The organism is Burkholderia pseudomultivorans (assembly GCF_902499075.1).
Taxonomy (GTDB): Bacteria; Pseudomonadota; Gammaproteobacteria; order Burkholderiales; family Burkholderiaceae; genus Burkholderia; species Burkholderia pseudomultivorans.
In genome coordinates this window covers 82,595-89,345 of sequence record NZ_CABVPP010000026.1, presented here as the reverse complement: position 1 = coordinate 89,345, position 6,751 = coordinate 82,595, and the positions used below count along the sequence as shown (strand labels likewise).

Genomic DNA, 6,751 nt, shown 5'->3' with positions numbered 1-6,751 from the left:
ACACGAGGCGTTCATGAAAATCGCCGCTTGCATCATCTGCTGGCGACAGCTGCAAAACTCATTGTGTTAGAGCTTCTAAGCCCGCACTTTGGCCGGGCGGCCTGCGCGGCCGCCATCCAGGCCAGTCGAGCCCAACCCGCACCCGGATTCGCGTGCGGGTTTTTTGCATTTTGCCGACCGATCGCGCATCGCATGGCGCCGGCTGACAACGGCACGCGCGTGCGCTAGCATCGCGGTCGGTGACGCAGCGGGACGGCGGCCGGCACGCGTTCGCGCGCGTCGGCAGTGCCCGCGGCGCCGTGCTCCGAGGCGCGGCAGGACGGCCAGTCCGGCACCGGGTTCCACGACTTCAATCAACAACAAAGGAGCATCCATGCGTGTCTTGACCGGTCTGCTGTGCGCGCTCGTGCTGGCGGCGAACGCCCATGCGCAGGCGAATTGCGCGAATGCGTCGGACCAGGCGTCGATGACGGCGTGCGCCGAGCGCGCGTACCGGCAGTCCGACGCGGTACTGAACCGGACCTACCAGGCCGTGACCGCGCGTCTGCGGGACACCCGTCCGCTCGACGAGAAACTCGTGGCCGCGCAGCGCGCGTGGATCGCGTATCGCGATGCCGAATGCCAGTTCTCCAGCGCCAACGCGGAGGGCGGTAGCGGCTATCAGATGGTCGTGTCGACGTGCCTCGACGACCTGACCAAAGAACGGACCGAAACCCTGAAGGCCTATCTGTCCTGCGAGGACGGCGACCTCGCGTGTCCGGTGCCCGCGAAATAACGTCTTCGCTGCCCGCTGCGGCCGGTGCCGGCCGCAGCATGTCGTCCGTTAAACGTCGCCATTACACGTCGTCCGTCTCGTCCAGCAGCTTGTGCCGCAGCGCGTAGCGCACCAGCGCGGCTTCGTGCGGCATCTGCATCTTTTCGAGGATGCGCGTCTTGTACGTGCTGACCGTCTTCGCGCTCACGCACAGCGCCTGCGCGATCTCGGTCAGCGTCTGTCCGGCGGCGATGCGCCGGAACACGTCGAATTCGCGATCCGACAGGCGCTGATGCGGCAGCGTCTCGGCCGGCTCGTTCAGGCTCTGCGCGAACTGCTCGGCCATCGCTAGGCTCACGTAGACGCCGCCCGACGCGACCTTCGTCACCGCGCCGACCAGCTCGGCGCTGGCGCTTTCCTTCGTCAGATAGCCTGACGCGCCTGCGCGAAACGCACGCACCGCGTATTGCTGCTCCGCGTGCATCGTCAGCACGAGCACGCGCAGCGCGGGCTTCTCGTCCTTGATCTGCTTGATCAGCTCGACGCCGTTGCGGCCCGGCATCGACAGGTCGAGCACCAGCACCTGCGCGGGCGTCGCGCGCACCAGCGCGATCGTCGACGGGCCGTCGCACGCTTCGCCGGCAACCTCGAAGCCGGTCGCGTTCTGGAGGATGTGCCGCAGACCGTCGCGCACGAGCGTATGGTCGTCGGCGATGAGCACCTTGATCATGTGATGAGGGTTTCCTGTTGAACGGTGCTGAGCGGAAATGCGACGGTGATCGAGAAGCCGCGCGCGAGCGCGGTGTCGATCGTCACGCTGCCGCCGAGCATGTGCGCGCGCTCGCGAATGCCGATCAGGCCGAACGATTTGTCTTCGTGCGCCGGGCCGCCGGGCGGCGCACCGCGGCCGTTGTCCGCGACGCGCAGCACGCAGAAGCCTTCCTCGACGTCGAGCCGCAGCGCGACCCGCGTCGCATCCGCATGACGCGCGACATTCGTCAGCGCCTCCTGCACGATGCGGAACAGCGTGGTCGCGCCCGTGCTGGTGAACGTGATGCCGCCCGTCTCGATATGGCGCTCGACATCGATGCCGTAGCGGTTCGTGAAGTCGTTCGCGAGCCATTCGATCGCGGGCACCAGGCCGAGGTCGTCGAGCATGACCGGCCGCAGGTCCGCCGCGATGCGCCGCACCGACGCGACGGTCGCGTCGATCAGGCGCCGCATGCCCTGCAGGTGCGCGAGCACGGCGTCGTCGGGCTGTGCGCGACCCGGCGCGCGCAACTGCTGCTCGACGACCGACAGATCCATCTTCAGCGCGGTGAGCTGCTGGCCGAGATCGTCGTGCAGTTCGCGCGCGATGCGCGTCTTTTCCTCTTCGCGCACTTTCTGCAAATTCGCGGACAGCTCGCGCAGTTCCTCGCGCGACTGCTTCACCGCATTTTCGGCGCGCAGCCGCTCGGTGATGTCGCGCAGCATCACCGTGTAGAGCTTGCCCGACGCGTCGCGGATCTGCGAGATCGATGCCTCGATCGGGAATTCCTCGCCGTTGCCGCGCAGCCCGAACAGCACGCGCTGGCGGCCCATCTGCCGCTCGGACACGCCCGTCACGCCGAACTGGTCGACATGCTTCGCATGCGCGGCACGAAACCGCTCGGGGATGAAGCGAGACAGCGGCGCGCCGATCGCTTCCATCGCGGACACGCCGAAGACCTGTTCGGCCATCGGGTTGAAGATCACGACCGTCTGCTTCTCGTCGATCGTGATGATCGCTTCCATCGACGAGCGGATGATGCCCATCATCCGCGCCTCGTTCAGGATGCCGCGGCTGCTCGCGCCCGCATCGGCCGCCGCCGCGAGCCGGCCGCGCACCAGCGCGTACATCAGCGCCGCGAACGCGAACGACGCGAGCAGCCCGGCGCCGAGCACCGTGCCGGCTGCGCGCTGCGCGCCGGTCGCGCTCGGCCGTCCGTCCGCGGAATAGGCGAGCGTCAGCGCGGTGCCGCCGAAATTCAGCACTTCGGTGCGCCGCATCAGGTCGGGCGACATCGACGCTACGTCGGTCGTCGTCTCCGCACTGGCGATCGGCCGCTGATCGCCGTCCGCCTGCATCGTGAGGTCGAGGCCGCGCTCCGCGTCGAGGGCCCGCTCGATCAGCCGGCGCGGGCTCAGCGCCGCGAACAGCATGCCGTCGGCGCCGCCGTCGTGCGCGGACGACGCGGCGCTCGCCGCGTGCAGCGAAGCCGTCGCGGGCAGGAACAGCGTGAGCGTGCGCGCGTCGTGCGATACGTCGTCGTCGGCCGGATGCACGCCGAGCGCGACTTCGCCCGTCTGCAGCGCGCGGGCGAGCGGCGCGGCGTCGGACGCGCCGAAGCGCACGACGGGCGCGGCCGACGCCGGCGCGCTGAGCGTCGCGGCCGCGAGCGGACCGGCAGGCAGCGGCGTCGTGCCGGCAAGCGCGCTGCGCGTCGCGGCAGGCAGCGGCGCATAGCCGAGCTGTCGAACCGGCGAACGGCTGCTGTCGAGGTCGAGCGTTTCTGCGTACCGGTCCCACTGTCCGGACGTCATCTGCGGTACGAGGCCGAATGCGCCGCGGGCGCTTTCGAGCACGGCGACACCGGACTGAAGTTCGTGGCGCAGCATCGCCGTCACGCGCGCCGTGCGACGTTCGAAGCGGGCGTGGACGGCGCTCTGCCATTGCTCGCGCACCAGCAGCGCGACGCCGAGCGACAGCGCTGCGCCGACGAACAGCGTCACGACGCCGGCCGCGAGCGGCTGGCGTAACATGGTCGGAAAGCGCGTGGGCCCTCGGGCGCCACGGGTCGGGGTTCCATTGGCGGTCATTCGATGGCCATTCTGTTGTCGGCGCCGCCGCGGGCACGTCGGCGGCGCAACCTGACCGGGCGAGGGCTGCGCCCGGGGTGCGCGACATCTCTTTTTCAAGATGAAATTGTGCGCGTTTTATACGGTTTTGGTAATAGGGTCGGCTAAAAATGCAGTGGCCGGTGCGACGGGCGGGGGCGCCGGCTGCGCTTGACGCGCATCAACCGGCGTGTCGGCGCGTGAGGCAGACTGTTCGGCAGGCGGGCCGGCAAGGGGCCGGCTCGCGGATGCGGGGCGCCGCGGCACGATGTGCGGGCGGCCCGGTCGGAGGGACGGACATGTACAAGCGGATTTTCGTTGCGCTCGACGGCAGCGCGAGCGCGCGTCTCGCGCTGAACGAGGCGATCCGGATCGCGGCCGCGTCCGGCGGCACCGTTACCTGTGCGTATGTGGTCGAGCACCGCGCGCAACTCGTCGACGTTGGCGCCGGCTTCACGGAGGCCGGGGACAACGGCGCGTCGGCCGCCGATGTCGCGACATCCGTGCTCGACGGCGCGAAAGCGGTGCTGGCGGAACAACGCGTGGCCGGCACTGTGCGCGCGCTCGACGCGTACGGCGAGGACGTCGCGACCGTGCTGATGCGCACGGCGGCCGAAGCCGATGCCGACCTGATCGTGATGGGCACCAGCGGACGGCACGGCTTGCGCCGGCTGCTGCTCGGCAGCGTCGCGGAATCGCTGCTGCGCGCGGCCGATCGACCCGTGTTGCTGGTGCGGCACGACGAGCCGGCGGTGGCGCGCGCGTGACGGGTGGTATGCGGCGCGGGCGTTCGAACGATCGCGGAAGAAGATGCGGTCGGCGTGACGAAGGCCCGCGTGACTGACGCGGCGGATCGCGCGTCGATCGATGCGCGGTGCGGGGGCCGCTTGGCCGGCGGGACGTGCGACGCGCAGGCCGGGCAGCAGTCACGCCTTCGCCACAGGGCGCGGTGTGAGCGGGACATGCACGAGACGTCGTCCGCGCAATTGAGCGGATGCGCCGGAAGATCCGCGCTGTCGCGCACACGCGGTTGCATCCCGACACGCACTTCTGGCAGCATCGACGGGCATCCGCTTCATCGTCGCGTCCCGCTTCCGGATGCGGCACGATCGCCGCGCGCATGGCCGCGACGATCGACGCGGCGGCATTCGGCATACCGGCCGCTTCGGCGGCGGCACCGCCGTATGCCGCATGCCCGGCCCCTCACGTCACCGATACTTCGCCATGTCGATTTCCGCCGCCGACCTGATCCGTCGGTTCGATCTGCAGCCGCACCCCGAAGGCGGCTACTTCCGTGAAACCTACCGCGCGACCGACGCCGTCGTGCGTCCGGCCGACGGCGCGCCGCGCGCCGCGTCGACCGCGATCTACTATCTGCTGTGCGACGGCGCCTATTCGTCGTGGCACCGGATCCGCTCGGACGAGGTCTGGCATTTCTATGCGGGCGATCCGCTCGAGGTGTGGGTGCTCGACGAGCGCGACGGGTTGACGATCCACCGGCTCGGCAATCCGCTCACGCATCCGGGCACCGTGTTCCAGGCGGTCGTGCCGGCCGGACGCTGGTTCGGCGCGCGCTGCGCGTCGCCCGACCATGTCGCGCTGGTGGGCTGCACGGTCGCGCCCGGGTTCGAGTTCGCGGAGTTCGAGCTGGCGGATGCGGCGGCGCTGGCCGCCGCATTCCCCGATTATGCGGAGCATGTCGCGCGGCTCGCGCAGCGCCCGCGCGCGTGAAATCCGGCTGCGCGGACCGCATGCGTTCCGCGCGACGTCTGCCAAACCCGTTTAGAATGCCCGTCATGCAGTGGCGGCTGGGGCGAGGCTGCGACAGCCGCTGCACAGCCGGACGACGGCCGCTGCCGTCGTCCGGCCCGCGTGGCTTTCCAGGAGCGCCTTCGTGTGGCACTTTCCCATTGCAATTCCGTCGTCGCTCGGCCCGTGGGCCGTGTTCGCGAGCGTGCTGATCACGCAGCTCGGCGTGCCGGTGCCGGCCGTGCCGATGCTGATCCTCGGCGGGACGATGGCGGCGATGGGGCAGGCGTCGTGGACCAGCATGTTCGCGGCGGCGATCGGCGCGACGATGCTGGCCGATTCGCTGTGGTTCTTCATGGGCCGCACGCGCGGCCGGCGCCTGCTGAACGGGCTCGTGCGCTTCTCGCTGTCGCTCGACACGACGCTGCGCTTCGCGCGTAACGTATTCGAAAGATACGGCGCGCCGCTGCTGGTGCTCTCCAAATTCCTGCCGGGTCTCGGCCTCGTGTCGGCGCCGCTGCTCGGCACGACCGCGATCGGCGTCGGCGTGTTCCTGATCTGGGACCTGGCCGGCGCATCGCTGTGGGCCGCGTTCTGGCTGATCGGCGGCGCGGCGGTCCACGACCAGATCGTGCAGTTCGTGCTGTGGGTGCGCGCGAGCGGCGGCACGATCCTCGACGCGTTCCTCGCGATCTTCATCACGTTCCTGCTGTACCGCTGGGTGCGCCGCATCCAGTTCCGCCGCTATCTCGCGCAGGTGCGCATCTCGCCGCCGCAGCTCGTCGAGATGATGACGTCGGCCGAGCCGCCGCTGATCTTCGACGCGCGGCCGAAAGCGATCCGCGAGCGTGAGCCGTACCGGATCGCCGGCGCGGTGCCGGTCGATCTCGATTCGCCGGACCTGCTCGATCCGGAAGTGCTGAAACGGCCGATCGTCGTCTACTGCGTGTGCCCGAACGAGGCGACGGCCAAGCGCATCATCGCGAAGATGCAGCGCAAGAAGATGCTCCACAACATCAAGGCGCTGAAGGGCGGCCTCGATGCATGGGAGAAGCACGGCTACCCGGTCGAGCCGCTGCCGGCCGATCTCGATGCGTCGCGGTATTTCGTGCGGCCCGATCATGGCGCGCTCGAGGGCGAATATACGGTTCGCGCGACGTTGTCGAAATAACGCCCGCATTACCTCGCGAACATTCGAATTCCGCCTTCAATTTCCCCGAATCGTCATTTCCGAGAAAATCGGCTGGCGTGAAACCGCCGATCTTTCCTATAATCGCGCCTGCATATTGCGTGCGCTTGAATGCGCACCTTTGACGCGCGTTCGTTCACGCCGAAAACGAAGGTCCCCGTTGCCGCTCGCCACGCGCACAGCCGCGTCGCACGGGCCGC

The 6,751-nt window shown here is 69.2% G+C and carries 7 protein-coding genes; 5 read left to right on the top strand and 2 right to left on the bottom strand.

The window, feature by feature from the left end; translation table 11 throughout:
- The coding region (locus BST28156_RS18455; protein ID WP_217451812.1) for a hypothetical protein at positions 1 to 228 on the top strand (228 nt) is incomplete at its 5' end.
- A 145-nt stretch (positions 229 to 373) separates the two neighbouring features.
- On the top strand, positions 374 to 775 hold the full coding sequence (locus tag BST28156_RS18450) for a lysozyme inhibitor LprI family protein (RefSeq protein ID WP_174903011.1): 402 nt from the start codon (positions 374 to 376) through the stop codon (positions 773 to 775).
- A 61-nt stretch (positions 776 to 836) separates the two neighbouring features.
- Here BST28156_RS18450 and BST28156_RS18445 read toward each other — a convergent pair whose 3' ends face one another.
- Entirely contained in the window at positions 837 to 1,484 is a 648-nt protein-coding gene (locus tag BST28156_RS18445; protein ID WP_060238040.1) for a response regulator, read from the bottom strand.
- Positions 1,481 to 3,595, bottom strand: a complete 2,115-nt coding sequence (locus tag BST28156_RS18440) for a PAS domain-containing sensor histidine kinase (RefSeq protein ID WP_174903010.1) — start codon at positions 3,593 to 3,595, stop codon at positions 1,481 to 1,483. Before BST28156_RS18440 ends, BST28156_RS18445 begins: the two co-directional genes overlap by 4 nt.
- A 317-nt stretch (positions 3,596 to 3,912) precedes the next feature.
- On the opposite strand from BST28156_RS18440, the gene BST28156_RS18435 reads away from it, so the two are divergent.
- The 3 genes from BST28156_RS18435 to BST28156_RS18425 all read left to right on the top strand — a co-directional run bounded on the left by BST28156_RS18435 (position 3,913) and on the right by BST28156_RS18425 (position 6,533).
- Positions 3,913 to 4,380: a universal stress protein gene (locus BST28156_RS18435; protein ID WP_060238035.1), complete on the top strand. Its 468-nt coding sequence runs from the start codon at positions 3,913 to 3,915 to the stop codon at positions 4,378 to 4,380.
- Between the two features lie 457 nt (positions 4,381 to 4,837).
- Complete coding sequence (locus BST28156_RS18430) at positions 4,838 to 5,344, top strand: cupin domain-containing protein (protein WP_174903009.1); 507 nt, start codon at positions 4,838 to 4,840, stop codon at positions 5,342 to 5,344.
- 163 nt (positions 5,345 to 5,507) lie between these two features.
- Positions 5,508 to 6,533, top strand: coding sequence for a DedA family protein/thiosulfate sulfurtransferase GlpE (locus BST28156_RS18425; protein ID WP_060238033.1), 1,026 nt, complete (start codon positions 5,508 to 5,510; stop codon positions 6,531 to 6,533).
- Positions 6,534 to 6,751: the final 218 nt, after the last annotated feature.